The sequence below is a fragment of the Nocardia brasiliensis genome, from assembly GCF_042691675.1.
Classification (GTDB): Bacteria; Actinomycetota; Actinomycetes; order Mycobacteriales; family Mycobacteriaceae; genus Nocardia; species Nocardia brasiliensis_D.
Genome location: NZ_CP170507.1, coordinates 6,457,171 through 6,481,562, shown reverse-complemented (window position 1 = coordinate 6,481,562; position 24,392 = coordinate 6,457,171). Strand labels below are relative to the sequence as shown.

The following is a 24,392-nucleotide window of genomic DNA, read 5'->3' as shown; positions in this document are numbered from 1 at the left end:
CTTTACTGACGATTCACTACTCACCGCGAAACAACGTGGCGAACGAGCGCTTCCCAGTTGTCTGCGATCTGGTCCCGGCTGAAGCCCTGGGCGTGCATCTGATGCATGATCAAGGCGGCGCTGAGCGTGGCCAGCAGGCCGTCGGCGAGCAATGGAATCTCGCCGGACACGCCCGCCTGCCGCAGCAACATCGACACGTGCGTCTTGAGCAGGACGTAGGGCGCGCCGGAATAGCGCTCACCCGCCTCGCCGATCTCGGCCGCGCGGTACAGCTCGCCCTCCACGTCGATGTCGAACACTCGCGCCCGGCCGAACGCGACCAGCCGTTCCACCGGCGGCGCGCCCGGCCCCAGCGGCGGCGGACCGAACATGAACGACTCCTGGGACTTGCGCTCGGAGTGGTCCAGCAACGCCATCAACAACCCGGACCGGCTGCCGAACCGGCGGAAGACGGTGCCCTTGCCGACCCCCGCCCGCTTGGCCAGCGCGTCCATGGTGAGGCCGTCGACGCCTTGCTCGCGCACCAGTTGTTGCGCGGCGTCGAGCAGCAGCTGCCGGTTGCGGGCGGCGTCGGCGCGTTCGGTGGGTTCGGACGCGCCGGGCAGGGGTGCGCCGATGCCGAGCAGCGGACGGCCCCCTGGCAGGGGGACGTCCGGTGTGGGGTAGCTCACAGCGCTCACGCAGTCCTCGTGGGAAGTAATCGGACCGTGGTCCGGTTAGTCAGGGATGAAACTTCGGACCATCCATTCAGTACACCAGGAGCTGTCATGCGCCAGACCCGGATCCTCGCTCTCGTCGGAAGCCTTCGTGCGGCCTCGATCAATCGGCAGCTTGCCGAGACTGCCGTGCAGACGGCCCCGGCGGGTGTCGAGATCACCCTCTACGAGGGCCTCGCCGATATTCCTTTCTACAACGAAGACCTCGACATCGAAGGCGCTGTGCCCGCCGCCGCGCAGGCATTGCGGGGTGCGGTCGCCGCGGCCGACGGCCTGCTCATCGTGACCCCGGAGTACAACGGCACGCTGCCGGGCGTATTGAAGAACGCCATCGACTGGGCTTCTCGCCCGTACGGCGCCGGTGCGATCAAGGGCAAGCCGACCGCCGTGGTCAGCGCGTCGATCAGCCCCAACGCCGCGCAGTGGGCACACGGCGACGCGGTCAAGTCGCTCGGCGTGGCGGGCGCGAGCGTGGTGGAGTCCGCGCACCTGCACTTCGCCACGATCGGCGAGCGGTTCGGCGCGGCGCACCCGCGCGAGGACGCCGAGGCGCTGACCAAGCTGGCGGCCACCGTGCACGAACTGGTGCAGGCCACTCGGGGCGAATTGGCCGCCGTGTAAGCTTCCGATCCGGTCTTCTCGAGGGTCATCTCCACGCGGTGGAGGTGGCCCTCTTCGTCTGCCCAGGGTGTTTGCTGGAAATCAGCTACGGTACGAAATTGTGATCTGCACCACGGTCGTGTCGGGTTGCGAATCGAGCGTCCAGGGACTTACCGCATTCGAATTTCATCAATGTGACTCGCAACATGTCGTGTTGGATGAATCTGTCGGCCACTAGGTGTAGTGTCTTCGGTACTGGAAGACGGCATGACACCCCGCTCTGCGAGCCTCGGCCCGAGAGGGCTGAGCAGGGGATTCGAAGCCAGATCCAGGAGTTTGCGCAGCAACGTCGGATCGTGCACTGCATACGGATCACAGGCTGTGGATCAGGCACAAGGAGAGAGGGACCTCAATGACCGTCACCGTGTACACCAAGCCCGCTTGCGTCCAGTGCAATGCCACCTACAAGGCCCTCGACAAGGCCGGGGTGGACTATGAGGTGATCGACATCTCCGAGAACGACGAGGCGCGTGACTACGTCATGGCCCTCGGCTACCTGCAGGCTCCGGTCGTGGTGGCCGGTGAGGATCACTGGTCCGGTTTCCGGCCCGATCGCATCAAGTCGCTCGCCACCGTGGCGGCCTGACCGCTTCGCCGTTTCCGTTCCTCCGAGAGGAGAGGTCGACCGTGTCCGATGACAGCTACGGTCCCGCCGCTCCGGCACTGGTCTACTTCTCCAGCGCCTCGGAGAACACGCATCGCTTCGTCGAGAAGCTGGGTCTCCCGGCGACTCGCATTCCACTGCACACCGCCGATTCGCTGCGCGTCGACGAACCCTACGTGCTGATCGTCCCCACCTACGGGGGCGGTCGGCACGTCTTGGGGGGAAACCGGTCCGACAAGGACTTCGTGCCGCGGCAGGTCGCCAAGTTCCTCAACGATCCGCACAACCGTGCCTTGCTGCGCGGGGTGGTCGCGGCGGGAAACACGAACTTCGGCGATACCTACTGCTATGCGGGCGACGTGATCTCCCGCAAATGCGGGGTGCCGTACCTGTATCGCTTCGAACTCATGGGAACCGCCGAGGACGTCGAGCGCGTCCGAGAGGGATTGGGATTGTTTTGGCAACAACAACGACAGCACCGGCCGGAAAAACGGCTCGCGTAGAACACACACCGGTCCGCAGTGCGGAATCCGGCGAGGTCATGGACTACCACGCCCTCAACGCGATGCTGAACTTGTACGGACCGAACGGCGAGATCCAGTTCGACAAGGACCGCGAGGCCGCCCACCAGTACTTCCTGCAGCACGTCAACCAGAACACCGTCTTCTTCCACAACCTGGACGAGAAGCTGGACTACCTGGTCGACGAGAACTACTACGAGCCGGAGGTACTCGACCAGTACAGCCGCCCGTTCATCAAGCAGCTGTTCCAGCAGGCGTACGCCAAGAAGTTCCGGTTCCCCACCTTCCTCGGCGCGTTCAAGTACTACACCTCGTACACGCTGAAGACCTTCGACGGCAAGCGCTACCTGGAGCGGTTCGAGGACCGCGTCTGCATGGTCGCGCTCACCCTCGCCGCCGGTGACGAGGTGCTGGCGAGCAAGCTGGTCGACGAGATCATCGACGGCCGCTTCCAGCCCGCCACCCCGACCTTCCTCAACTCGGGCAAGAAGCAGCGCGGCGAGCCGGTGTCCTGCTTCCTGCTGCGCATCGAGGACAACATGGAGTCCATCGGGCGCTCCATCAACTCGGCGCTGCAACTGTCCAAACGTGGTGGCGGTGTCGCGTTGCTGCTCAGCAACATCCGCGAGCACGGTGCGCCGATCAAGAAGATCGAGAACCAGAGCTCGGGCGTCATCCCGATCATGAAGCTGCTGGAGGACTCGTTCTCCTACGCCAACCAGCTCGGTGCGCGACAGGGCGCGGGCGCGGTGTACCTGCACGCGCACCACCCCGACATCTACCGGTTCCTCGACACCAAGCGGGAGAACGCGGACGAGAAGATCCGCATCAAGACGCTCTCGCTGGGTGTGGTGATCCCGGACATCACCTTCGAGCTGGCGAAGAAGAACGAGGACATGTACCTGTTCTCGCCGTACGACGTGGAACGCATCTACGGCAAGCCGTTCGCCGACATCGACGTCACCGAGAAGTACTACGAGATGGTCGACGACAAGCGGATCCGCAAGTCGAAGATCAAGGCGCGCGAGTTCTTCCAGACCATCGCCGAGTTGCAGTTCGAATCCGGTTACCCGTACATCATGTTCGAGGACACGGTGAACCGGGCCAACCCGATCGCGGGCAAGATCACCCACTCGAACCTGTGCTCGGAGATCCTGCAGGTCTCCACGCCGTCGCTGTTCAACGACGACCTGTCCTACGCCAAGGTGGGCAAGGACATCTCGTGCAACCTCGGGTCGCTCAACATCGCCAAGACGATGGACTCACCCGACTTCGCGCAGACCATCGAGACCTCGATCCGCGCGCTGACCGCGGTATCGGATCAGACGCACATCTACTCGGTGCCGTCGATCGAGCAGGGCAACAACGAATCCCACGCGATCGGCCTCGGCCAGATGAACCTGCACGGGTACCTGGCCCGCGAGCGGGTGCACTACGGCTCCGAAGAGGGCATCGACTTCACCAACATCTACTTCTACACCGTTGTCTACCACGCGATTCGGGCGTCGAACCTGATCGCGAAGGAGCGCGGCACCTACTTCGGCGGCTTCCCCGAGTCCAAGTACGCCAGTGGTGAGTACTTCGACAAGTACACCGACCAGGTGTGGGAGCCGAAGACCGAACGGGTGGCGCAGCTGTTCGCCGACGCCGGTGTGCACATCCCCACTCAGGACGATTGGCGTGAGCTGAAGGCCTCGGTCATGCAGCACGGCATCTACAACCAGAACCTGCAGGCCGTCCCGCCGACCGGCTCGATCTCCTACATCAACCACTCCACCAGTTCCATCCACCCGGTGGCGTCGAAGATCGAGATCCGCAAGGAAGGCAAGATCGGCCGCGTCTACTACCCGGCGCCCTACCTCACCAATGACAACCTCGAGTACTACGAGGACGCTTACGAAATCGGCTACGAGAAGATCATCGACACCTACGCCGCGGCCACCCAGCACGTGGACCAGGGCCTGTCGCTGACTCTCTTCTTCAAGGACACCGCCTCCACCCGCGACCTCAACCGGGCCCAGATCTACGCCTGGCGCAAGGGCATCAAGACCCTCTACTACATCCGCCTGCGCCAAATGGCCTTGGAGGGAACCGAAGTCGAGGGCTGCGTCTCCTGCATGCTGTAGTCGCGAAACCGATCGGATGAGCACGGGGAACCGATGGCGTTATCGGCCTGAGCGGCCGACACCACCGGTTCCCCGTGATCGTCTGTCCGGCAAGGATGTTCAGGCGAGCGCGGGGGCTACCTCGCGTTCGAAGAGTTCGATGCCGGAGGTGTCGTAGGCGGCTTCGGGGAAGTTGACGATGGCGTAGCCGAGGCCGAGATCGCGGACCTTGGCAAGCCTTTCGACGATCTGCTCCGGGGTGCCGACCGCGGCCGACGTGCGGAACATGCCGTCGACGAAGCCCTTGGCCTGATCCTCGCCGATCACCGAGGCCAGCTTGGCCTGCACCGCGGAAAGACGTTCTTCGACTTCGGCTTCGGTGGCGGCGATGACCGCGTTGAAGTTCGAGGAGCGCACGATGGCATCGAAATCGGTGCCGACCTCGCCGCAGTGGGTGCGCAGAATATCGGACTTCTGCGCGAATTCTGCTGGTTCGCCGCTGAAGTTGGTGTACTGGGCGTACTTCGCCGCGATCCGCAGCGTCTTCTTCTCGCCGCCGCCCGCGATCCACACCGGAATCCCGCCCTCCTGCACCGGAAGTGGCCGCACAATGGCGCCGTCGACCTGGTAGTGCTTGCCGTCCAGGGTGGCCTTGCCCGTCGTCCACGCCTGCCGGAAGATCTGCACGCCCTCGTCGAGGCGGCCGAGCCGCTCACCCGCCGACGGGAACCCGTAACCGTAAGCGCGCCACTCGTGTTCGTACCAGCCGCCGCCGATGCCCATCTCCACTCGCCCGCCGGAGATCAGGTCGACGGTCGCCGCGACCTTCGCCAGGTACGCCGGATTGCGGTAGCTCATCGCGGTACACATCTGGCCGAGCCGAATCCGCGAGGTCGATGCCGCGAACGCCGACATCAACGTCCACGCCTCGTGCGTCGCCTCCTCGGTGGGCACCGGAACGGTATGGAAGTGGTCGTACACCCACAGTGATTCCCAGGTGTCACCGGCATCCGCGCGTTGCGCGAGATCCCGCATCACCCGCCACTGCTCCGCCGGTTCGATCCCGACCAGATCGAGCCGCCAACCCTGCGGAATGAAGATGCCGAAGCGCACAGATATCTCCTTCGTGTGTTTCCCCAAACCTAACCAATCATCCCGGGTTGGGCCGGTCGGCGGCGCAGGCTGCTCAGCGATCCCGACGTTGCCAGGTTGTCCAGTACCGGTCGTCCGTCGGCGCGGAGTTGTTGGGCGGGAGGACGATCGGATCCGGCTCGCCGGGGGTGATCTCCGGCGCCACCTCGTTCGTCGGATAGGTGTGTGAGGTGTTCAACGGCGCGGCACCGGTTCTCGTCGGATGTCCGATCTCGTGACCGGCGAAGTGCCGTTCCAGCAGTTCCGCGCCGCGCAGGGTGCCGCCGGCCGCGGCGAACCCGGCCGCCACCCGCGCCGCGCCGTCGCGGCAACCCATCGCCTTGTCGATGCCGGCGCGGAGGTTGGCAATGTTCAGCCGCTTCGCGGGCACCCAACTGCCCGCCTCGTTGGTGACCACGCGCCGGGCGACCTCTGATTGCGCCCGGCCGAACGGCACCACGCAGACTGGAACGCCTGCGGCCAATGCCTTCTGGGTGATTCCCATGCCACCGTGCGAGACGACCACGGCGGCCCGGTCTAGTAGTAGGTGATGGGGCACGAACTGCTCGACCCGCGCGTTCGGCGGCACCGTGAAGGATTCGGCATTGATGGCGCCCGCCGTGACGACCGGGTACAGCCCGCTGTCGGCGAGCGCGTCCATGGCGACCTGAGCGAGTCTGCCGTCGTCCTGGAATTCGGTGGAGCAGGTGACCAGCGCCAGCGGCCGGTCGATTTCGTCCAGCCACCGGGGTGATTCAGCGTCCGGCGCCCACAGGCCGGGTCCGATCTGCTGGACCGACTCGGGCCAGTCGGTGCGCACGTCATCGAACGGCGGCGCGGTGAAGTTGAGCGTCAGCGGCGGCTGGCGAAGGTAGTCGACGGTGTGGTCCAGCGGATCCAGTCCGTAGTACTGGCGCATGTGATTGAGCTGCGGCAGCACCTCGTTCCAGCGGCCATTGAGGAACCATTGCACGCTCTTGTCGCGGGCCCGGCCGAGCCGGTCCGGCCGCGGCCGCAAGCCGGGGCCGAAGGGCGGCGCGTCGCGCGAGGGGAGCGGCAGCAGCATCGACGCCCACGACGCCCAGGGCAGTCCGCTGGCCGCGGCCAGGATCTGCGCGCCGGTAGCGGTGATGTCGATCAGCAGCGCGTCCGGTCGTTCGGCGATGATCGCGCCGCGCAATGCCTGGATCTCGTCGGGGATGCGGACGACGAGCGCGCGGACGGCCGCGCGCAGGGCCGCGATCTTCGAGGTGGTCGACCAGTCGTCGAGGGTGCCGTTCGCCAGTACCGGTGGCAGTTCGCGCACCGTGAATCCGAAGGGTCGCAATGCCGGTTCGCTGCCCGGGAGCGTCACCACAGTCACGTCGTGACCGCGTGATACCAGCTCAGCCAGGACCGGCGCGACCGGATACAGGTGTCCTTGTGCCGGTGAGGTGAATGCCAGTATTTTCGTCATGCCACAGGCTAACTTGCAGCTAATGGGCGTGTCACCTGTACCAGTGATACGTTATTCGCCACGAAACAGGATCGTGATGTACGACTTGACGGACTAATTTCTGTGGTGTCAGCGGTTTTCATCCTGACTGCGGTGGTGCGTGGTATGACGTAAGCGGAATTAGCAAACTCGCGGTACGAAAAGGTGTTGAGTCCTCTAAGGGCGCATAGCAAATGGGTGGTTGATCAAATCGGGGAGTGTGGACTTACGCCCGAGGACACCACCGCTCAGTCGTGACCGAGAAGCCGGCGTGCGCGGCTTGCCGAACGATGGCTACCTTCGAAGGTGGACTCGAGCTCGCGGGTTCCTGCCGAGAGGAGAAGTATGACGCGCACCATCGGCCTGCTGCTGTTCCCTGGAGTGGAAGAACTCGACGCCGTCGGTCCGTGGGAAATGCTCGCCCTCTGGACCCAGTATTTTCCCGACGACGGCTACACGGCCTTCACGTTCTCGCTGGACGGCGGCCCGATCAAGTGCGCGAAGGGCCTGACGATCGAGGCGCAGTACTCGTTCGACACCGCGCCGCGGCGCGACGTGCTGATCTTCCCCGGCGGCCAGGGGACGCGGCCGATGCTGACGGACGAGACCATGCTGGCGTGGGTGCGGGCGCAACGCGCGGTGACACCGCTGATGACCAGCGTCTGCACCGGTTCGCTGGTGTACGCGGCGGCGGGCTTGCTGTCCGGGCGAGCCGCGACCACCCACTGGATGTCCCTGGATCGACTGGCCGAACTGGACCCCACCATCGAAGTCCGCTCCGAGGATCGATTCGTCGACGACGGCGACGTGATCACTTCCTCCGGCGTCTCCGCGGGCATCGACATGGCATTGCACCTGATCCAGCGGCTGGCTAGCGCCGATCGGGCGCGCGAGGTGCGCCGCCTCGCCCAGTACGATCCGCAACCTCCGGTGTAGTCGGGGCTCTGCGCCACATGAGGACGCCCACCGCCACGAGCCACCCAGCGGAGAGGGCGTTGCACGCCAGAGCGAGGACGAACCCCGCACCCGGATGCCACGCCAGATAGGTGATCGCCCCGCCCGCCACGCTGCCGCCGCCGGTCACCGCCGCGATCCAGCCCAGCCACCGCGGATATGCGTTGTCGGCGGACACCGCCAGCCCGATGAGCAGAAACGGCAGCCCGAGCGTCCACATCGCCGAGGCGGTCACCGTGCCGTAGAGCACCGCGAACATCGCATCCGCGATGGTCAGGTAGCGCTCGGCTGCCGGGCCCGACGGCGCTGCCGCCCACTGGTCGGCGACGCGTTTGAACGCGTATCCGTCGATGGTGTAGTCGACGGTGAACACGGCCGCCCCGACTCCCATGCTCACCGCCGCGAGTCGACCGAGCACAACGGCGACGCCGCCACGTAACGAGTGCGCCAGCCCCGTGAACGCACCAACCCACAGCAGTACGCACACGATCCCGGCCAGATGGGTGGCGTACCACTGCGGGTGGTCCGCGACGAAGCGCAGCGCGGCGCCGACATCGTCGTCGGGAAGGTCGCCGTGCGCGACACCGACCGCCAGAAAGCCGCCACCGCCCGCGATGGCGCATGCGCCGGACAACTTCAGGGAAAAGCGTTGTCCGGCAAGTGCTTCGGGTGATGTCGAACTGTCGGGCATAACCAGTAGTTTCCCGCTCGAACCGGCCCGCCGACAGGGAGCTGGCACGACGATCGAGCCCTTCGGAGCTGGAAATTCACTCGACCTCCCGCCGCCCTCCGAGGCAGGCTCGGACGCACAGCAGTGATGGACAACCTCGACTCGGCGTCGATTTCGGCCGAGTCATCCAGGGGGCGGCCTCGCTCCGTCGTGGTAACACTTCGGCCGATTGCCTGTATCCTGCACAAGGGCGCTCTCGCGTCCGATCAACGTTTTCAGTGATGGCGTGGACGCCCCAGGTCTGCGGCAGCGACGAGAAGGAGGTGGGGTTGCCATGCGCAGCGAACCTCCTAGTCGAAGGCCGCGCGGCGCCGCCCCCTCGCATTTCTGACTAGTTCGCGACGGTAGGGGCCGGCGCCCGCGGTGTGAATTTTCGCGCTCCCATTCACTCACGCAATATCGCTGAGGACACCCCATGTCGCAGGCCGATCTCATCGAAGTACGTCCGACGCTGTCCGAATCACTGCAGGACATCGCGGACACCCACCGCGTCGACGCCGCACTCGCCTGGCTCGACGACCACCCGCCGCACGTCATCGCCGACCAGCTCGCCCGGATGGACGCCGTCCAAGCCGGGATGGCGTTCCGGCTACTCGACAAAGACCTGGCACTGGCCGTCTTCGAAGAGCTGGAGCCGGTCGACCAGCAGCAGATCCTGCAGGGCCTGCGGGATCAGAGCTTCCGCGATCTGGTCGAGGACATGGCGCCGGACGACCGGGCCCGCATGCTGCGTGAGGCACCCGCCAAGGTCGCCAAGAAGGTGCTCGCCGGATTGAGCCCCCGCGAGCGGCGGATGACCGCCGCACTGCTCGGCTACCCGGAGGGTTCGGCGGGCCAGTACATGACGCCCGAGGTGGTCGCGCTGCCGCAGAACCTCACCGTCGCCGACGCGCTGACCATGGTGCGAGCCAAGGGCGCCAACGCCGAGACCGTCTACACGCTGCCCGTCGTCGACGCGGGCAGGCGGCTCACCGGCATCGTCGAACTGCGCGAGCTGGTGCTCAGCAAGCCGGACACGATGGTCGCCGAACTGGTCGTCACCGAACCGGCCTTCGCGCGCGCCACCGACTCCGCCGAGAAGTCGGCCCGGCTGATGCGCGAGACCAACGACATCAACCTGCCCGTCGTGGACAGCGAGAACCGGCTCGTCGGCCTGCTCACCATCGATGACGCCGTCGAGGTGATCGAGGCCGCGGACAGCGAGGACGTGGCCAGGCAGGCGGGGTCCGCGCCGTGGGAGGGCCACTACATGGCCGCGGGCGTGTTCCAGCTGGCTCGCTATCGCGCGATGTGGTTGCTGCTGTTGCTGTTCGCCGCGACCCTCACGGTCAGCGTCACCGACATGTTCGAAGGAACACTGCAGCAGGCCGCACATCTCGCGCTGTTCATTCCGCTGCTCATCGGCGCGGGTGGCAACGCGGGGGCGCAGGCCGCCACCTCCTGTGTGCGGGCGCTCGCGGTCGGCGAGGTGCGGGTCACCGACCTGTTCAAGGTGATCTGGCGCGAATGCCGGGTCGGCCTGGTTCTCGGATCCATGCTCGCCGCAGCGGGATTGGTGATCGGCGGACTGTTCGTCGGCCCGCGCATCGCCGTGGTCGTCGGCATCACGCTGGTCCTGATCTGTGGCTGGGCCGCGACCATCGGCGGCACCATGCCGTTGCTCGCCAAGAAACTCCGCATCGATCCGGCCGTCGTCTCCGCCCCGATGGTCACCACCCTCGTCGACGCCACCGGCCTCATCATCTACTTCACCACCGCCAAGCTGATCCTCGGCATCTGACGCGAAGCGCGGCGTGTAGCCCAGCTTCATCTGACGGCACGTCGCGGCTCGGCTTGCTAGCGTCGGAGCCGTTCGCGAGGACGACAGCGGATTGTGTTCGCGCGTCACCGGCCTCGATCGGGCGTTGCGCGCTGCGGCGGGCCGCGCCGGGTCGGGCAGTGAAAAGGAGCCCGCGCGTTGATGTTTCAATGGACGAAACCCGCTGACAGCTGCATGAGGGGCGAATGAGACAGATCTTGTTCTCGGCGATGATCGCGCTGGCCGTGTCGATCACGTTGACGCCGTTGTTGATCAAGTTGTTCGCCAGCAGAAAGGTCGGTCAGCAGATCCGGGCCGAGGGACCGGCCAGCCATCAAGCCAAGCGCGGTACCCCGACCATGGGCGGCATCGCGATCCTGATCGGGATGTGGGCCGGATACCTCGGGGCGCATCTGCTCGCGGGTCGGCACGACGCGGCGGGGGTGTCCGCTTCGGGGCTGCTCGTGCTCGGATTGGCCACTGCGCTGGGTGTCGTCGGGTTCCTCGATGACTTCATCAAGCTCCGTAAGCGCCGCAACCTCGGGTTGACCGCGACCGGCAAGTACGTCGGCCAACTCGCCGCCGCGGTCATCTTCGGCGTGCTCGCGCTGCGGTTTCCCAACAGCACCGGGCTGACTCCGGCCAGTAGGCAGATGTCCTATGTCCGGGACGTGACCACGGTGTCGTTCGGGGTGATCGGGTTCCTGATCGTCGTCTGCTTCCTCGTGGTGGCCTGGTCCAACGCGGTGAACATCACCGATGGGCTCGATGGACTCGCCGCCGGATCGATGAGCTTCGCCCTCGGTGCCTACGTGATCATCACCTTCTGGCAGTACACCAACGCGTGCGTGACCACTCCCGTCGCCGGGTGCTACAACGTTCGCGATCCGCTCGATCTGGCGCTGGTCTGTGCCGCGGGTGCGGGCGCCTGCATCGGGTTCCTGTGGTGGAACGCGGCACCGGCGAAGATCTTCATGGGGGATACCGGTTCGCTGGCGTTGGGCGGACTGCTCGCGGGACTGTCGATCACCACTCGCACCGAGTTGCTGACGGCCGTTGTCGGCGCGCTGTTCTTCGCCGAGATCCTGTCGGTGCTACTACAGATCGTCGTGTTCCGTACGACGCGGGCCCGCTTGTTCAAGATGGCCCCGTTCCATCATCATTTCGAACTCAGCAAGTGGGCCGAAACCACCGTGATCATCCGCTTCTGGCTGTTGGCGGGCGTCGCCGCCGCGGTCGGCCTGATGTTGTTCTACGGCGAGTACCTCGCCGAAATCGGCTGATTCGAACTTCGGGGTGCCACCGCCCGAGGATGATCTCCCAGTGATCGAGAACTGATCTCCGCCACCTGTCGCGTCGGTAGGTTGGCTGCCGGGTCGGGCCCCTCGATTGGAGTTTCATTCATGCGTCACAAGTTGGCCTTCGGTCTGGGCGTCGCGGCCCTGTTCGCGAGCGCGGTAGGTGTGTTGGCACCGCAGGCCGTCGCGAAGGAATTGGCACCCGGCGTGTCGTGCGATGAGTTCGTCTGTCGCAACGACACCGACGACACCTACCGCGTGGAAGGCATTGCCTCCTGCTCGGATTGGTCCGAACGGCGCATCACCTCCCAGGTACCGGTGCGCGAACGCATCCGCCCGCACACGACAGTGACCATCACGGTGCGCTGTGCGGAATTCTCGGATGACGCGCTGTGGATCGATTACCGCGGCGCGGTGGTCGACAACACCCCACGCTCCGGCTCCGCCGGTTAACTGATCGACCCGGCACCCGGGCGCACCCCCGGGTGCCGTTCTCCATGTGCTTCCACTGGCCGCTCGCCCTGACCGCCAGCCGAGCGTGCCCGACGGGCAACCATGGCCACCACCTTGCATATACGTATACATCTACTTATAGTAGGTTCATCGCCGCTTCCGAGCTGCCCCAAATACGTACGACCGCAAGGGGAATGGCCATGAGTGAATCTCTCCACACGATCACGATGCTGCCGACGGAGCGTCGGCCCGGCTGCCCGTTCGACCCACCGGCGGAGCTGATCGACGCCCGGCGACGCGGCCCGATCAGCCACTACACCTTCCCCGGCGGCGAACCCGGCTGGCTGATCACCGGATACGACCTGGTCAGGTCGATCCTCGCCGACTCACGGTTCAGCTCACGCAGGGAGCTCATGCTCGACCCGCGCACCGACTACTCGGGCGTCGAGATCCCGCCGGCGCCGCCCGGCGAGTTCCTCCTCATGGACGAGCCACAGCACGGGCGTTATCGGAAACCACTGGTCAGCAAGTTCACCGCACGGCGCATGCGGCTGCTCACCGAACGGGTCGAGCAGATCACCCCCGACCACCTCGACGCCATGGAAAAGGCCGGGCCGCCCACGGATCTGGTGACGGCGTTCGCCAGGCCCATCCCCGCCATCATGATCTGTGAATTGCTGGGGGTGCCCTACGTGGACCGTGGCTCGTTCCAGGAGCATGTGGAGTCGTTCATGAACGGAGAGACCAGCGACGAGGACCAGATAGCGGCGGTTACCGCGACCTACGACTACCTCACGACACTGGTGGCCGCCAAGCGCGCGAACCCCACCGACGATGTGCTCGGCGATCTCATCGACACTGATCTCACCGATGAGGAGCTGCGCGGAATGGCCCTGATTCTGCTGGCGGCCGGGTTCGACACCACCGCGAACATGCTGGCGCTTGGCACCTTCGCGCTCCTGCGCCACCCGGAGCAGCTCGCCGCGCTGCGCGCCGATCCCGCGCTCACCGACCGGGCAGTGGAGGAGTTGCTGCGGTATCTGAGCGTTGCCAAGACGTTCATGAGAACAGCGCTGGAAGACGTCGAGCTGGGCGGCCAGACGATCAAGGCCGGGCAGGTGGTCATCGCGTCGTACCACACCGCCAATCGCGACCCCGAGCGTTTCACCGACCCTCACACGCTCGATCTCCGCAGGCGGGCCGACGGGCATCTCGCCTTCGGCCACGGCACCCACCTGTGCCTGGGCGCGCAGCTCGCCCGCGTCGAGATGCGCGTCGCATTCCCCGCGCTGATCAACAGGTTCCCCACGCTGCGCCTGGCCGTACCGGCCGAAGAGGTCGCCCTGCGGCCGGAGACCGCGGACATCTACGGAGTGAAGAGCCTGCCGGTCACCTGGGACGTCGGATAATGCGCCGCGGCGCGGGCCCGGTCGACGCTACGGCCAGCGCCAACCCATCCGGATCAGTTGGCTTGGTGTCGTTCGGGGAGGTGGGGTTCTGGGTGGATCCAGGGGAGTGCGTTGGGTGGGAGTCCGGTTTCTCGGAAAAACTCGGCGATCTCGCGGTCGGAGTGGCGCAGGCTGAAATGAATCAGGATGAACAGGGTGTCCGGGTGGGATTCGATGACGGGTCGCAGGCGGCTCCAGACGGTGTGGCCGACAGTGTCCGCGCGTCGCAGTTCGGTGTCGTGCAAGAAGGTGCACTCGGTGATGATGACGGGATAGTCAAACAGCCAGGGGTTCCGCTCGAAAACGGTGACATGGGTGTCGCCGAGGTAGGCGAACAACTGATGGCGGGTTTCCTGTTCGACCGTTTGCCCTGCCTTGCGCTTACTCGCCATGAGCCGACCGAATTCGGCGCCGGTGAGTTGATCGCGGAGCAGCTCGAATTCGGGAAGCAGGGACTTACGTCGTTCGGAGAAGGCGTAACCCACGCAGGGCACCTTGTGCTCACACTGGACGACACGCACGTGATGACCGCGGCGTCCGAAGGTGAACTCGTCCTTTCCGCGTACGCCGTGTAACCGGTGTCCGGCCGCCCGAGACTGGTCGTATGCCGAGCCGTGATTCAGTTCGGCGGACGCGCGCAGGTACGACTCGGCATAGGGAACGGACTCGGCGGGCAGGTAGACGTCGGCGGATTCGGCAAGGAAATCGAGATCCTTGGCATGGTCGTGGTGGGTGTGGGTGAGGAAGACGGTGTCGACCCGCTGTCCTTCACACAGGCCAGCATCGAGCGAACACCGCAGTTCCGGGATGTGGAAGAAGGTCTTGTCGTTCGCGCGGGAGTATCCGGTCAACGTCAATTCAGTACCCGGGATCCGCCAGGTCTTCCACTGCCGGAACGGATGTCCGCGCTCCAGCCGCTCAGGATGGTCGGCCTGCTGGGCGGCGTTGTGTGCCATGAAGAACCCTCTCCGATCGATGTCCACGCTAAGGATCGGGGGCGCACGGCGGAATATCCAGTGAATTGTTCGGCGACATCGCGTGGGTGCTGCGCCGAAGTCCTTCGGGCACTTCGGGATTGCTGTGTGGTCGCACGTCAGCAGCGTTGGACTCGGAGCAGCAGAATTGCCAATTGCGTGCTGTTGCCGGAGCTGGAAATTCGATCGTTGAAATCCCGCTGATCAGCGAGGTGGGGCGGCAGAATGTGGACCATGCGGACATTTGCCCGATTGTTGCAGGCTGTTATCGCCGGGGTGCTGCTCGTGGCAGTCGGTCAGAGCGTCGCGGCTATACCCGCCCATAGCCAGTCGTCCTGGATGCAGTTGCCGTGGACGACTCCGGAGCCGGCCGGAGTGCAGGCGCCGGCCGCAGCGCTGGCAGACGGGATCACCGGCACGATGCTGTGGTCGCGACAGCCGAATACCCCCGTCCCGATAGCCAGCATCACCAAGGTGATGACGGCACTGGTCGTGGTCAACACCGGCGATCTCGACCGGGCTGTTACCGTGCCGCACGAAAGCATGGCCTATTGCACCGCGAACGACGGAAGCAACGCGGGTCTGGCCCCCGGCGAGGTGCTCACCGCGCGCCAACTCCTCTATGCGTTGATGCTGCCGTCCGGCTGCGACGCTGCCTACACCCTCGCCGAGGCATTCGGTCCCGGCCAAGACGGCTTCATCGCCAAGATGAACGACACCGCGCATCAAATGGGCCTGGCGGGAACACATTTCACTGATCCCAGTGGACTGCCCGTTCCGACCGACCACTCCAACACCTCCACCCCAGCGGACCTGGTGACCCTCGGCCTGCGCGCAATGAGCCAACCGGTGTTCCGCGACATCGTCGGGGCGCACAGCTATCACCTGCCCGCCGGTCCGGGCAACCGCGAACACCTCTGGCAGACCACCAATCTGCTGCTGCGCGACTATCCCGGCACCATCGGCATCAAAACCGGATACACCAACGCTGCGGGAACCTGCCTGCTGTTCGAGACGGTCAGGGCAGGAATACCGTTGATCGGTGTGGTCCTGCACAGCTCACCGCACGGCGCCGTCGCCGCGAAGGAAGACGCCGAGCGCATCCTGAACTGGTTCTACAGCCCGATCCTGAGCGCACTACCGATTGGTTAGCGGCGCGCACGGCACGGTACTCGCGGGCCCGTGCGCACAAACTGTTCTCCGGCGGCCCCGCCTAGGGGCCGGAGGGGAGTGCCCTATCGATGCCGAGCGTCGCGATCAGATCTTCGTGCAGTTCGAACCAAACTCGGTGGGAGGAATCGCGCTTGGTGCCGGTAACCATCTCAGGGTTGTCGGCGGCCAGGGCGAGGGCGGCAGTGAAACGGGTGTCGTAACCGGAGAACCGAGCGAGTTGTTCGGTGAGCTGACTCGTCAGCGGAACCAATTTCTCTGCGAGGTTTGCGAGTTCGGTCAAGATCTGCCGGTCCCGCTGCGCGTCCCGGTAATCGTTGTCCCGCATGCTGCCGTCGGGCAGGATGATCAGCTGCCAGGCCGTGCAGGCCTGCACCAGTCGCCGCATCGAAGTCATCAACACTGTGCACGAGCCGGACCGGACCGGCGGCGACACCCTTGCTGGCCGGGGCACCGGTGATGATCGGTGCTTCCTGCATGGTTTCGCCCGTCGGGTAACCGTCGGGCGCTCTGCGAACGCCGGGCGCTGATCGTTTCTGCGCGACCCACTCGATCACGCCGCGCAGCGGCACCTCTCGATCCATGCGTCAACCATAGGTTGACGATTGCGTCATCGTCAACTACTAGTTGACGGTAGGGCGATAGTTCGTGGATGGCTTTCGCCGACAACGGATCCAGGAGTCGCACATGGAAGCCCTCGAGAACACTCCGCATGGCGCCAGGACGCCGGGCAGGCGGGCGACGGTCGTCGGCGCCGGTATCGCCGGATTGGCCGCCGCGTTGCGGCTGCATCGACAAGGCTGGGACGTCGTCGTGATCGAGCGCGCGCCGACGCGTCGCAGTAGCGGTTACCTGGTGAACTTGCACGGACCCGGATATGCCGCCGCCGAGCGGCTCGGGCTGGTACCGGCGCTGACTCCGCGCGATATCGGGTTCTTCACCTCGGTCCTCGTCCACGCGGACGGCCGGGAGAAGTTCAAGGTTCCGGCCGCTGTCGCCGAGGCTGCCGTCGGGAATCGGGCACTGAGCTTGTTCCGCGGTGACTTGGAGTCGGCGCTGTACGACGCGGTGGCCGACGGCGTCGAGATCCGGTTCGGCACCACCGTGCAGGCCGTCGCCCAGACCGCCGGGGAAGTCGTCGTCACCCTCAGCGACGGCACCCGCCGGCAAACCGAACTTCTCGTCGGCGCCGACGGCGTGCACTCCCGAGTGCGCGAGCTCGTATTCGGCGCCGAGACCGAACATTTCGTGGACTTGGGCCACATGGTCGCCGCATTCCCACTGGGAACAGTTCCCGAGCACGTACCCGAAGGCGTCGGCACCACCTTCATCGGACCCGGCCGCACCGCCGCGGTGATGAACCTCGGGCCGGAACGGTCCTCGACGTTCTTCACCTACCGCTGCCCCGATCCGAAGGCCGAACTGGCACTCGGTGCTGCCTCCGCCCTCACCCGAGCGTTCGGAGATCTCGGCGGCGGCGTCGCCGACGCCCTCCGCCAACTAGCGGCCGCACCCGCCACCGCCTACTTCGACTCGGTCGGCCAAATCATGATGGACCGCTGGAGTCACGGCCGAGTCGTTCTGCTCGGCGACGCGGCATGGTGTGTAACAGTATTCGCCGGCTACGGTGCCGCCCTCGCCCTCGACGGCGCCGACCGGCTCGGCACCGAGTTAGCAGCACACGGCGACGACATCCCGGCTGCCCTCGACACGTGGGAGACGTCGTTGCGCCCGGAAGTGCACAAGCGACAAGCACTGGCCCGGAAGGGAATCAGCCGATTCGCCCCACCGTCCCGCGCCCACGTCTTGGCCAGCGAACTAATGCTCCGCGCCATCCAACTCCCCGGCATCCGCGGCCTCGTCCAACGCGCCATCCACCGCGCCAACAATTAGGCCCGGCATTTGTCAGGCGTCGAGGGCCGCGATTAGTTCGTCGATCTCGAACGGTCTCAATGGACATGAACGCAGACATCCAGCAGCGCACATCACCGATCCGTCTCTACATGTCGATGTCACTCGACGGTTTCATCGCCGGACCGGATGACCGGGCGGGCCAGGAGCTCGGTCGTGCTGGTGGGCGGCTGTTCAACTGGCTCGATGATCGGATGTCGGATTGCCCGAGCGGGCAGGTGTATCGCGAGGCCCAGGCGACCGGTGCGGTGATCTCCGGTCGGCGCACCTTCGAGCTGGCTGGGCGTTGGCAGGGTGATCATCACGACGGCGTGCCGATTTTCGTGCTGACCCACCGCATCGATGACGACGATATTCCGCCGGGCAGCGCGCAATTCGTCACGAACGTCGAAGACTGTGTCACCCGGGCACGGGCCGCCGCGGGCGGTCGTCCCGTGCTCGTGCACGGCGCGGGTGCGGCGCAAGCGCTGCTGCGGGCCGGGCTGCTCGACGAAATGGAGATCCATCTCGTACCGGTGCTACTCGGCGAAGGGCGCCGGTTGTTCGACGGTCTGGGCCCCGATCACATCGAGCTCGATGTAGTCCGGCGGCTGGCAGCGCGCGACGTGACGCACCTGCGCTACCGAGTGCTCGGGCGGCGGCCGGTCGAGCCCAGTTGAGGTACGAACACCCGCCCTGTGTTCCGTTTCACCGCGGCTTGTCCCTGACGCTACGTCAGGGCTTACCGTCGGGCCCGTGACGATCACTGTTCTCGACTCCTACTCCGCCATGAAGCAGATCCTGCGGGCGCCGGTGGGCGATCGCGAAGACATGCTGCGATCAATGCTCGACCCGATAGCCGGGATGTACCGGTACTTTCCAGGAGAGGTCGACCTGGTGGCGTTCCACCGGCAGTCGGCCGGGTTTCCGCTCGATCGCGACGAGCAACGTTGCCTCGACGCGATAGAAAAGCTCGCTGCGGCCGGGGCCTGGGAGCGCATGCAGCAGGCGATGGACGAGGCATCAGCCGTATTGCTCGCCGCGACACCAGGATTCCAAGCCCCGGATATCACCGTGCTTCTGCTGCTCGGCGATCCGAGTGACGCCAACTTCATGGGTCCCAGTCTGGGCGTCACCGGGTTCGGCGGCATCTCCGGATACATCGCGATCACGTTGTGGCCGTACCCGGAGAACCTGGAACGAGTGGAATGCACCGCGGTGCACGAACTTCACCACAATCTGCGCTACAGCCCCGGCGGTGTGGTGTGGGATCCGGCGACGGTCGCCGTCGGCGAGCAGGTGGTGGGCGAGGGCTTGGCCGACGCCTTCGCTCGTCAACTCTATGGCGCGGACCTCGGCTACGCCCGCATCGGCGTGCCCACCTTGCACGACGACGCGGTGTTCACGAAAGTCGTTTCCGGACTGGACATCACCGGCATGCAGAACTTCACGGCCTGGGTGCACGGCGACACCATCGCCGAGCACCTCGGTGTGACCCCGGTCGGCTTGCCGACCGGAGCGGGCTACTCCGCCGGCAACCGATTGGTCGATGCCTATCTCGCGGCGACCGGCAAGACCGCGGCGCAGGCCCTGCACGCCGACAGCGCGGAAGTCATCGCCACGGCACTCGACCGCATCGGTGGGCAATCGGGGCAGGCATAGGCAGCATTGGGTTCGAAAGCCCCCCTCTATGGTGGACCGATGGCGTCGGTCAAACAGATCCAAGTCACATTCGACTGCGCAGAACCTGAGCGCGTCGCTCGTTTCTGGTGCGAGGTGTTGGGGTACGTCGTACCGCCGCCACCGGAGGGGTTCGCTACTTGGCAGGATTTCGATCGCTCGCTGCCGCCTGAGCGTCAGGGTTCAGCGTTCACCTGCATTGATCCCACGGGTGTGGGCCCGCGCCTGTACTTTCAGCGCGTTCCCGAAGGCAAGGTCGTCAAGAATCGGGTGCATCTCGATGTGCGCGTCGGCACCGGGCTCGTGGGTGACGAGCGCCTGGCCGTACTCGAGGCCGAATGCGCACGACTGGTCGAGCTCGGCGCGGTACGCGTGCGACTACTGCGTGCCGATGACTTCAACGAGTCGTGCCTGGTGATGCAGGACATCGAGGGCAACGAGTTCTGCCTCGACTGAGTGGCCGCGAACGTGAACATCGGCAACAAGTAGTTCGGAGCAAAGCACGAAACCCCCACGGATCGTGGGGGCCTCGTGTGGTCGGTAGCTTTACGGACGGTTGAATTCGCCGTGTGCGACGCCGGTAATGAAGGCGTCCCATTCGGCAGGGGTGAAAATCAGGGCCGGGCCGGTGGGGTTCTTGGAGTCGCGGATGCCGACCATACCGCCGTCGAGATGCGCTGCCTCCACACAGTCTTTCGAAGCGGTGCTGTGCGTGCTCTTGAACCATCGTGCACTGGTCAGATCAATGTTCACGGGAGAACTCCTTTGCTATTTCGAGGATGAGAGCGCGGCTATCGGCCTCATCCAATGTCAGGCGTTTGAGATCCGTGCACACCCCACGATACGCCGAAATCTCTTCGGGGCGCTCTAAATACAAATCTCCGGTGAAGCCCTGGATGTAAATCACCGGTGGCTCTGTCAGATATGCGGTCGGGTGTGTTGGAAACTCCAGCAGCACGAACGTTCCAACCGCCAGACCTCTGTAAGTGCCTGTCGAAATTGGAACTACTCGTATTGAAACATTCGGTAGCTGTGCGGTCTCGGCGAGATGCGTCAGCTGGTCAGCCATGACGGCGGTGCTGCCGGTCGGGCGGCGCAGTGCCGCTTCATCGATAAAGACATCCAGGGTCAGGGGATTGGATTGGCTGGTGAGTCGATCCTGTCGTAGTGCGGCAATCCTGATCCTTGTCTCGATGTCCGATGTCGACATGTTCGGGTGCTCGACCCAATTCATCGCGCGCCGGTACTCGTCGGTCTGCAACATTCCAGGCAGAAACGTGGTCTGATACGAAATGATGCGGTGCGCCGCATCTTCCAGCCCGACGAACAGGCCGAACGACTTGGGTACCGCCTCGTCGAACGCATGCCACCAACCCTTGGCCTTCGTCTCTTCGGTGAGGGCCAGCAGTACCCGCGTCAGCTCTGGCGACACCTCGTAGAATTCGCATAACCGCTTGACGAACAGCGCGTTCAGTCTGGTAGGGATCCCGCTCTCCATTCGCCAGAATGTTTGTTTGCTGACACCGATTTGGCTCCGCGCGGCCTCCGCGCTCACGTTCGCCGCCTCGCGGGCTTTGCGAAGCTCGCGCGCCAGTAGCCTGCGGGGAAGGGTCGAACCAGTTGTCATGGCTGCATCTCCGAGGTCGCTAAAGAAGGGGGTCTATTTTGGAACCCAAGGGCGGCAGCGACTGTGGAATTCTGGAAGGTTCCACTGTGGCTGCGGTGTTGCACTGCTGTATGCCCGGAAAGCCGACCGGCCCTGCAACCCCGAATCGGTTTCCGCGTTCATCCAACCAGCTGACTGTAATGGAGGTTCGCCGATTCACCGAATTACCCAGTGCGACAACAAAACAGGAACAATCCAGAATAATAAATTCCGGCAGGAATGGCGCCTCTATAAGTGGGCGCAGATTCGAATTGGCACCGGGATACGTCAGCCCACCAGGCCGAATCGCTCGGCGAATCGCGACATCTCGTCGAACTGGTCCGCGGGATCGGTGCTGCCGATCACGATCCGGGTCACGCCTTCGGCCGCGAGACCCTCGACGCGTTCGAGCGGCATATCGATCGATCCCCAGCGGGTGTATTCGAGTGCCGCCGGATCGCGCCCCGCGGCAACGGCTTCCGCTCTGGTGAGTTCCAGTTGGATGTCGCGCTCATGGGGGCTGAGCATCCCGCCGGGGAAATAGCCGTCGCCGCGCCGCCCTGCCCGGCGGGCGGCGGCGCGGCTCGAGCCACCGATGTGGATCGGCAATTGCGGCACCAGGGGTTACAAGACGTCGATCGCTTCGTCGGCACGCCGACCGCGGGTCGCGAAATCCACACCCGTCGCAGCGGTCTCGCCGAAACCGGCCGCCACGCTGAACGTTGTCGCCGGTGTCGACGCAAGCGTCGTCGAACGCAGTCCCCGGACGAGAAACGGCGGCGGAATGCTCCGCCGCCGTGTCGTCAGATGTGGGGAGGTCGGTCAGAACTCCCAGTCTTCGTCTTCGGTGTTGACTGCCTTGCCGATCACATAGCTGGAACCCGAACCGGAGAAGAAGTCGTGGTTTTCGTCCGCGTTCGGGGAGAGCGCCGACAGGATGGCCGGATTCACCTCGGTCTCGTCCTTCGGGAACAGGCCCTCGTAGCCGAGGTTCATCAGCGCCTTGTTCGCGTTGTAGCGCAGGAACTTCTTGACGTCCTCGGTGAGGCCGACCTCGTCGTAGAGGTCCTGGGTGTATTCGACCTCGTTGTCGTACAGCTCGAACAGCAGCTCGAAGGTGTAGTTCTTCAGCTCGTCGCGCTCGGCCTGGCTGACCAATTCCAGACCCTTCTGGTACTTGTAGCCGATGTAGTAGCCGTGCACGGCCTCGTCGCGGATGATCAGCCGGATCAGGTCGGCGGTGTTGGTGAGCTTGGCCCGCGAGGACCAGTACATCGGCAGGTAGAAGCCGGAGTAGAAGAGGAAGCTCTCCAGCAGCGTCGAGGCCACCTTGCGCTTGAGCGGATCGTCGCCGTTGTAGTAGTCCAGCACGATCTCGGCTTTGCGCTGCAGGTTGCGGTTCTCCTCCGACCAGCGGAACGCGTCGTCGATCTCCCGGGTGGAGCACAGCGTGGAGAAGATCGAGCTGTAGCTCTTGGCGTGCACCGACTCCATGAACGCGATGTTGGTGTACACCGCCTCCTCGTGCGGGGTCAGCGCATCCGGGATCAGGCTCACCGCGCCTACCGTGCCCTGGATGGTGTCCAGCAGCGTGAGGCCGGTGAAGACCCGCATGGTCAGCTGCTTCTCATCGGGGGTCAATGTGCCCCACGAAGGGATGTCGTTGGACACCGGAACCTTCTCGGGCAGCCAGAAGTTGCCGGTCAGCCGGTCCCAGACCTCGGCGTCCTTCTCGTCGGGCACCCGATTCCAGTTGATGGCCGATACCCGATCGATCAGTTTCATGCTGCCTCCACACCTTTCCCGAGCCCGCTGCCGTCACGGAATTTCTCCCTTCAGGACACTACTCCTTGTGGGTGACAAGTCCGTACAGCACAACACCTTGTGTCGCAGCGATGTGTGTCACTGAGGCGAGAAATGCCTGGGACCACCGCGTGCGGCCCCTATTCTGCGGCACGAGCGCGGGAACAGCCACATCGGTGCTGGCGCGCCGCGAGAGATCGCCAATTGTTTGCCACAGTGTTGCCGCGACTCGGTGACCCGCCCGCGGACCTGCGCCGGTTTCGCCTGATCAGGGGCTACGTTGGGCCGAACGATGTATCACGCGTTTCGGAAGGAGTGTGTGTCATGACCAGTCCCGGACCCGTCCGGACCGGCCCGGCGCTCAGCGACATGACGATCTTCGCGGGCGTCCTGATCCTGATCACCGGTGTTCTGCACCTGCTCACCGCCATCGCCGCCATCGCGGGCCGCGACATCTTCGTCGTCACCGAGGACCAGGTCTTCCTCATCGATGTCTCCGCGTGGGGCTGGGTCCACCTGGTGATCGCCGCCCTCATCCTGATCGCCGGATTCGGCGTCGTCACTGGTAAGACTTGGGGCTGCCTCGCCGGGATCGTGATGGCGTCGCTCAGCATCCTGGACAATTTTCTGTTCGCCCCCATCTATCCCTTCTGGGCCCTGGTCATCATCGCGATCGATGTCCTGGTGATCTGGGCCCTGGCCCGCCAACTCTCGGTCCAGTAAGCGGCGCACGATTCGGCCCCGGCACTGACGCCGGGGCCGAATCGCGGCTACGCGAGCCTGCCGATTATCGAGTGGCCCATCATCGAGGGCGGCCGGACAGCCCGCTTGTTACTGATTCGAATACAGCGACAGGCAGACCATGTCGGCTTCGAAACCGAGGCTCGCCCAGAAGCGGTGATCATCGTGCGCCTCGGCGCAGGACAGGTACCGGATCGGGTCGGCGCCGCGTTCCCGCAACCAGCCGATCGCGGATTCGGCCAGTGCGCGGCTGATTCCCGCGCCGCGGTGTTCCGGCAGCACGTACAGCGAATCGATCTCGCCACTGATCCCCGGCAGCAATCCGTCACCGATGTCGACACGGCCGTTGGCGAAGCCGACAATCTGCGAATTGCCTACCGCGACAAGGCAGAAGCTGTCTCGATGCCACGCGCCCATGTCGAGCATGCGCGACAGATCGGCCCGGCCCCGCTCGGTCAGCGGCCCGCCGTCCACGATCTCGCGGCACATCCGGTCCCACAGACCGCCGACCACGTCACCTTCACCCCGTCGAATTCGCCTGACCTCCATAACTATTCCTTTCGTCTCGTTCGATCGGTCAGCGACTGAACGGACGAA

Annotated in this window: 26 protein-coding genes; 15 read left to right on the top strand and 11 right to left on the bottom strand. The window is 65.0% G+C overall.

Annotation, left to right across the window (positions count from 1 at the left end; genetic code table 11):
- Positions 1 to 20: 20 nt before the first annotated feature.
- Entirely contained in the window at positions 21 to 626 is a 606-nt protein-coding gene (locus ACFK0J_RS29825; RefSeq protein ID WP_378743137.1) for a TetR/AcrR family transcriptional regulator, read from the bottom strand.
- Between the two features lie 141 nt (positions 627 to 767).
- Here ACFK0J_RS29825 and ACFK0J_RS29820 point away from each other — a divergent pair, with 141 nt between their 5' ends.
- The 4 genes from ACFK0J_RS29820 (at position 768) to nrdE (ending at position 4,627) form a co-directional block, all read left to right on the top strand.
- Positions 768 to 1,337, top strand: a complete 570-nt coding sequence (locus ACFK0J_RS29820; protein WP_378732928.1) for an NAD(P)H-dependent oxidoreductase — start codon at positions 768 to 770, stop codon at positions 1,335 to 1,337.
- A 391-nt stretch (positions 1,338 to 1,728) separates the two neighbouring features.
- Positions 1,729 to 1,962: a redoxin NrdH gene (locus ACFK0J_RS29815; protein ID WP_069163300.1), complete on the top strand. Its 234-nt coding sequence runs from the start codon at positions 1,729 to 1,731 to the stop codon at positions 1,960 to 1,962.
- Between the two features lie 41 nt (positions 1,963 to 2,003).
- Positions 2,004 to 2,483, top strand: a complete 480-nt coding sequence (gene nrdI / locus ACFK0J_RS29810) for a class Ib ribonucleoside-diphosphate reductase assembly flavoprotein NrdI (RefSeq protein ID WP_218470779.1) — start codon at positions 2,004 to 2,006, stop codon at positions 2,481 to 2,483.
- A gap of 38 nt (positions 2,484 to 2,521) precedes the next feature.
- Positions 2,522 to 4,627: a class 1b ribonucleoside-diphosphate reductase subunit alpha gene (gene nrdE / locus ACFK0J_RS29805; protein WP_378732925.1), complete on the top strand. Its 2,106-nt coding sequence runs from the start codon at positions 2,522 to 2,524 to the stop codon at positions 4,625 to 4,627.
- Between the two features lie 99 nt (positions 4,628 to 4,726).
- Here the strand turns inward: nrdE and ACFK0J_RS29800 are convergent, their stop codons facing one another.
- A complete protein-coding gene (locus tag ACFK0J_RS29800) occupies positions 4,727 to 5,719 on the bottom strand; it encodes an LLM class F420-dependent oxidoreductase (RefSeq protein WP_378732923.1) in 993 nt (330 codons plus the stop codon).
- A gap of 73 nt (positions 5,720 to 5,792) precedes the next feature.
- Positions 5,793 to 7,193 carry a glycosyltransferase gene (locus tag ACFK0J_RS29795; RefSeq protein ID WP_378732921.1) on the bottom strand — a complete coding sequence of 467 codons (1,401 nt, stop codon included), beginning with the start codon at positions 7,191 to 7,193 and terminating at the stop codon, positions 5,793 to 5,795.
- 363 nt (positions 7,194 to 7,556) lie between these two features.
- Between ACFK0J_RS29795 and ACFK0J_RS29790 the strand changes: the two genes are divergently transcribed.
- Positions 7,557 to 8,147 carry a DJ-1/PfpI family protein gene (locus tag ACFK0J_RS29790; protein ID WP_378732919.1) on the top strand — a complete coding sequence of 197 codons (591 nt, stop codon included), beginning with the start codon at positions 7,557 to 7,559 and terminating at the stop codon, positions 8,145 to 8,147.
- Here the strand turns inward: ACFK0J_RS29790 and ACFK0J_RS29785 are convergent.
- Positions 8,083 to 8,856: a hypothetical protein gene (locus ACFK0J_RS29785; RefSeq protein ID WP_378732917.1), complete on the bottom strand. Its 774-nt coding sequence runs from the start codon at positions 8,854 to 8,856 to the stop codon at positions 8,083 to 8,085. The genes ACFK0J_RS29790 and ACFK0J_RS29785 overlap by 65 nt on opposite strands.
- Positions 8,857 to 9,310: 454 nt before the next feature.
- Between ACFK0J_RS29785 and mgtE the strand changes: the two genes are divergently transcribed.
- The 4 genes from mgtE to ACFK0J_RS29765 all read left to right on the top strand — a co-directional run bounded on the left by mgtE (position 9,311) and on the right by ACFK0J_RS29765 (position 13,853).
- The gene (gene mgtE / locus ACFK0J_RS29780) at positions 9,311 to 10,675 is read left to right on the top strand and encodes a magnesium transporter (RefSeq protein WP_218470773.1); all 1,365 of its coding nucleotides are present in this window, start codon (positions 9,311 to 9,313) and stop codon (positions 10,673 to 10,675) included.
- 224 nt (positions 10,676 to 10,899) lie between these two features.
- Positions 10,900 to 11,976: a phospho-N-acetylmuramoyl-pentapeptide-transferase gene (mraY, locus tag ACFK0J_RS29775; protein ID WP_378732914.1), complete on the top strand. Its 1,077-nt coding sequence runs from the start codon at positions 10,900 to 10,902 to the stop codon at positions 11,974 to 11,976.
- 120 nt (positions 11,977 to 12,096) lie between these two features.
- On the top strand, positions 12,097 to 12,444 hold the full coding sequence (locus ACFK0J_RS29770; RefSeq protein WP_378732912.1) for a hypothetical protein: 348 nt from the start codon (positions 12,097 to 12,099) through the stop codon (positions 12,442 to 12,444).
- Positions 12,445 to 12,644: 200 nt separating this feature from the next.
- Positions 12,645 to 13,853 carry a cytochrome P450 gene (locus tag ACFK0J_RS29765; protein ID WP_378732910.1) on the top strand — a complete coding sequence of 403 codons (1,209 nt, stop codon included), beginning with the start codon at positions 12,645 to 12,647 and terminating at the stop codon, positions 13,851 to 13,853.
- 53 nt (positions 13,854 to 13,906) lie between these two features.
- On the opposite strand, the gene ACFK0J_RS29760 is transcribed toward ACFK0J_RS29765, so the two are convergent.
- Positions 13,907 to 14,848 carry an MBL fold metallo-hydrolase gene (locus ACFK0J_RS29760; RefSeq protein ID WP_378732908.1) on the bottom strand — a complete coding sequence of 314 codons (942 nt, stop codon included), beginning with the start codon at positions 14,846 to 14,848 and terminating at the stop codon, positions 13,907 to 13,909.
- A 252-nt stretch (positions 14,849 to 15,100) separates the two neighbouring features.
- Between ACFK0J_RS29760 and ACFK0J_RS29755 the strand changes: the two genes are divergently transcribed.
- Positions 15,101 to 16,018 (top strand): D-alanyl-D-alanine carboxypeptidase family protein, encoded by a 918-nt coding sequence (locus tag ACFK0J_RS29755; protein WP_378732906.1) that lies wholly within the window; start codon positions 15,101 to 15,103, stop codon positions 16,016 to 16,018.
- 61 nt (positions 16,019 to 16,079) lie between these two features.
- Here the strand turns inward: ACFK0J_RS29755 and ACFK0J_RS29750 are convergent, their stop codons facing one another.
- Positions 16,080 to 16,433 (bottom strand): hypothetical protein, encoded by a 354-nt coding sequence (locus ACFK0J_RS29750; RefSeq protein ID WP_378732904.1) that lies wholly within the window; start codon positions 16,431 to 16,433, stop codon positions 16,080 to 16,082.
- 290 nt (positions 16,434 to 16,723) lie between these two features.
- Between ACFK0J_RS29750 and ACFK0J_RS29745 the strand changes: the two genes are divergently transcribed.
- From ACFK0J_RS29745 to ACFK0J_RS29730, 4 genes are all read left to right on the top strand, one after another.
- Entirely contained in the window at positions 16,724 to 17,929 is a 1,206-nt protein-coding gene (locus tag ACFK0J_RS29745; protein WP_378732903.1) for an FAD-dependent oxidoreductase, read from the top strand.
- Between the two features lie 65 nt (positions 17,930 to 17,994).
- Positions 17,995 to 18,606, top strand: a complete 612-nt coding sequence (locus ACFK0J_RS29740) for a dihydrofolate reductase family protein (RefSeq protein WP_378732901.1) — start codon at positions 17,995 to 17,997, stop codon at positions 18,604 to 18,606.
- A gap of 76 nt (positions 18,607 to 18,682) precedes the next feature.
- On the top strand, positions 18,683 to 19,588 hold the full coding sequence (locus tag ACFK0J_RS29735; RefSeq protein WP_378732899.1) for a DUF2268 domain-containing protein: 906 nt from the start codon (positions 18,683 to 18,685) through the stop codon (positions 19,586 to 19,588).
- A gap of 39 nt (positions 19,589 to 19,627) precedes the next feature.
- Positions 19,628 to 20,062: a VOC family protein gene (locus tag ACFK0J_RS29730; protein WP_378732897.1), complete on the top strand. Its 435-nt coding sequence runs from the start codon at positions 19,628 to 19,630 to the stop codon at positions 20,060 to 20,062.
- Positions 20,063 to 20,152: 90 nt separating this feature from the next.
- Here ACFK0J_RS29730 and ACFK0J_RS29725 read toward each other — a convergent pair whose 3' ends face one another.
- The 4 genes from ACFK0J_RS29725 to nrdF all read right to left on the bottom strand — a co-directional run bounded on the left by ACFK0J_RS29725 (position 20,153) and on the right by nrdF (position 23,036).
- Positions 20,153 to 20,359: a DUF397 domain-containing protein gene (locus tag ACFK0J_RS29725; protein ID WP_378732896.1), complete on the bottom strand. Its 207-nt coding sequence runs from the start codon at positions 20,357 to 20,359 to the stop codon at positions 20,153 to 20,155.
- On the bottom strand, positions 20,349 to 21,233 hold the full coding sequence (locus ACFK0J_RS29720) for a helix-turn-helix domain-containing protein (protein ID WP_378732894.1): 885 nt from the start codon (positions 21,231 to 21,233) through the stop codon (positions 20,349 to 20,351). Before ACFK0J_RS29720 ends, ACFK0J_RS29725 begins: the two co-directional genes overlap by 11 nt.
- A gap of 306 nt (positions 21,234 to 21,539) precedes the next feature.
- Positions 21,540 to 21,869 (bottom strand): LLM class flavin-dependent oxidoreductase, encoded by a 330-nt coding sequence (locus ACFK0J_RS29715; RefSeq protein WP_378732892.1) that lies wholly within the window; start codon positions 21,867 to 21,869, stop codon positions 21,540 to 21,542.
- Between the two features lie 204 nt (positions 21,870 to 22,073).
- The gene (gene nrdF, locus ACFK0J_RS29710; RefSeq protein ID WP_218470757.1) at positions 22,074 to 23,036 is read right to left on the bottom strand and encodes a class 1b ribonucleoside-diphosphate reductase subunit beta; all 963 of its coding nucleotides are present in this window, start codon (positions 23,034 to 23,036) and stop codon (positions 22,074 to 22,076) included.
- A 342-nt stretch (positions 23,037 to 23,378) separates the two neighbouring features.
- Between nrdF and ACFK0J_RS29705 the strand changes: the two genes are divergently transcribed.
- The gene (locus tag ACFK0J_RS29705; RefSeq protein WP_378732891.1) at positions 23,379 to 23,777 is read left to right on the top strand and encodes a hypothetical protein; all 399 of its coding nucleotides are present in this window, start codon (positions 23,379 to 23,381) and stop codon (positions 23,775 to 23,777) included.
- A gap of 108 nt (positions 23,778 to 23,885) precedes the next feature.
- On the opposite strand, the gene ACFK0J_RS29700 is transcribed toward ACFK0J_RS29705, so the two are convergent.
- A complete protein-coding gene (locus ACFK0J_RS29700) occupies positions 23,886 to 24,344 on the bottom strand; it encodes a GNAT family N-acetyltransferase (RefSeq protein ID WP_378732889.1) in 459 nt (152 codons plus the stop codon).
- Positions 24,345 to 24,392 lie beyond the last annotated feature (48 nt).

Coding starts and splice junctions, on each gene's coding strand:
- ACFK0J_RS29765 (WP_378732910.1), top strand. CDS start 12,645: ATGAGTGAATCTCTCCACACGATCACGATGCTGCCGACGGAGCGTCGG.
- ACFK0J_RS29720 (WP_378732894.1), bottom strand. CDS start 21,233: ATGACAACTGGTTCGACCCTTCCCCGCAGGCTACTGGCGCGCGAGCTT.
- ACFK0J_RS29795 (WP_378732921.1), bottom strand. CDS start 7,193: ATGACGAAAATACTGGCATTCACCTCACCGGCACAAGGACACCTGTAT.
- ACFK0J_RS29745 (WP_378732903.1), top strand. CDS start 16,724: ATGGAAGCCCTCGAGAACACTCCGCATGGCGCCAGGACGCCGGGCAGG.
- ACFK0J_RS29815 (WP_069163300.1), top strand. CDS start 1,729: ATGACCGTCACCGTGTACACCAAGCCCGCTTGCGTCCAGTGCAATGCC.
- ACFK0J_RS29740 (WP_378732901.1), top strand. CDS start 17,995: ATGAACGCAGACATCCAGCAGCGCACATCACCGATCCGTCTCTACATG.
- ACFK0J_RS29700 (WP_378732889.1), bottom strand. CDS start 24,344: ATGGAGGTCAGGCGAATTCGACGGGGTGAAGGTGACGTGGTCGGCGGT.
- ACFK0J_RS29785 (WP_378732917.1), bottom strand. CDS start 8,856: ATGCCCGACAGTTCGACATCACCCGAAGCACTTGCCGGACAACGCTTT.
- ACFK0J_RS29755 (WP_378732906.1), top strand. CDS start 15,101: ATGCGGACATTTGCCCGATTGTTGCAGGCTGTTATCGCCGGGGTGCTG.
- ACFK0J_RS29770 (WP_378732912.1), top strand. CDS start 12,097: ATGCGTCACAAGTTGGCCTTCGGTCTGGGCGTCGCGGCCCTGTTCGCG.
- nrdF (WP_218470757.1), bottom strand. CDS start 23,036: ATGAAACTGATCGATCGGGTATCGGCCATCAACTGGAATCGGGTGCCC.
- mgtE (WP_218470773.1), top strand. CDS start 9,311: ATGTCGCAGGCCGATCTCATCGAAGTACGTCCGACGCTGTCCGAATCA.
- ACFK0J_RS29750 (WP_378732904.1), bottom strand. CDS start 16,433: ATGACTTCGATGCGGCGACTGGTGCAGGCCTGCACGGCCTGGCAGCTG.
- ACFK0J_RS29790 (WP_378732919.1), top strand. CDS start 7,557: ATGACGCGCACCATCGGCCTGCTGCTGTTCCCTGGAGTGGAAGAACTC.
- nrdE (WP_378732925.1), top strand. CDS start 2,522: ATGGACTACCACGCCCTCAACGCGATGCTGAACTTGTACGGACCGAAC.
- ACFK0J_RS29705 (WP_378732891.1), top strand. CDS start 23,379: ATGACCAGTCCCGGACCCGTCCGGACCGGCCCGGCGCTCAGCGACATG.
- ACFK0J_RS29760 (WP_378732908.1), bottom strand. CDS start 14,848: ATGGCACACAACGCCGCCCAGCAGGCCGACCATCCTGAGCGGCTGGAG.
- ACFK0J_RS29820 (WP_378732928.1), top strand. CDS start 768: ATGCGCCAGACCCGGATCCTCGCTCTCGTCGGAAGCCTTCGTGCGGCC.
- ACFK0J_RS29730 (WP_378732897.1), top strand. CDS start 19,628: ATGGCGTCGGTCAAACAGATCCAAGTCACATTCGACTGCGCAGAACCT.
- mraY (WP_378732914.1), top strand. CDS start 10,900: ATGAGACAGATCTTGTTCTCGGCGATGATCGCGCTGGCCGTGTCGATC.